The following is a 1,104-nucleotide window of genomic DNA, read 5'->3' as shown; positions in this document are numbered from 1 at the left end:
ACACTTTTATTCCCAGCAGTTGAACTATATTCGCCCCACACTTGAAGGTCGTGCTGCAGATATTAACTTGTTAAAAACAAGTCAATATCGAAACTATTCAACCGCTAATCTCAAGCAATCGGCTAAGCAAGGTGTTGGTATTTGGGCAGAAGAACTAAAGCTTAGCTTCAGTGCTCTTGCCTTTTCGGTAAAAAATTGTCGAACAGAATATCAATTCTGGCACGGCGAACATGATGATGTTATTCCCCTAGAAGCCGCTGAGCTGCTATCAAAGCACCTCAATACGACTCACTTTACCCGTCTGAAAAGTGAAACCCACTATCTTTTTGCTCGCCACTTTAACAAGATTGTTAAGCAACTCATCGCTAGCTAAGCCGCAATGAAATAGAAATCAGGGTGTGACAAGTCTTAGCGAGCACACCCTTCAACTCAACCCATGAGTACGAATCCGCATCACGCTACGGCGCGCTGCCCCTGCATATGTCTGATATAGCGATCGAACAGTTTTTAGTTGACCCTCAAGGGAAGCTAGTCATCAATGAGAACATCAAAAACATATTCGAGTATTTCCTTATGGCTTCTCATATCGAGGGACAAGACCAGGTCATTGAACGCATACGCGAGTATATTGAGATGAGTTTGTCTGGCGAAGCAACGATGAAAGCCCAGGAAATAGCAGACAATTATCTGCTTTATAAAGGCAACCTGAGTACAGAGCAATTTGCCATGAACACAGACTTCAGTCAGCAGGAAAACCTGACAATGCTGCGCTCTGCGCTTGATGATAAAAAAAACACACGTCGACAATACCTCGGTAAAGAACTAAGTGAAGCCTTGTTCGGTCACGAAGAACGTTATGATGACTATTCTTATCAGCGCTTACTGATCAACAGCGACAGTTCACTAAGCGAGCAGGAAAAAGATCAGCTGATGGCTCAGGCCGAAAGCCAACTGCCCAGTAAGATGGCTCAAGGCATGCGCTATAAGCGCGAAGAAAAAAAGCTCACCGCACAAATAAACAGGCTTAAGAATCAGTCTGACACGGCTGAAGAAATCTTCGATTTAAGAGCTAATTTCTATGGAGAAAAGATCGCACAAAGAATG

2 protein-coding genes are annotated in these 1,104 nt (G+C 43.7%); both read left to right on the top strand.

The features are described from left to right. Positions 1 to 373, top strand: a 373-nt coding sequence (locus A3735_RS31370) for a hypothetical protein (RefSeq protein WP_197486020.1), incomplete at its 5' end; no start/stop codon positions are given. 107 nt (positions 374 to 480) lie between these two features. After that, a partial coding sequence (locus A3735_RS24550) for a lipase secretion chaperone (protein ID WP_156499894.1) occupies positions 481 to 1,104 on the top strand: 624 nt, incomplete at its 3' end.

The sequence above is a fragment of the Oleiphilus sp. HI0061 genome (assembly GCF_001635675.1).
The sequence above is the reverse complement of the archived record's forward strand: the minus strand, read 5'-3'. Positions and strand labels throughout refer to the sequence as shown.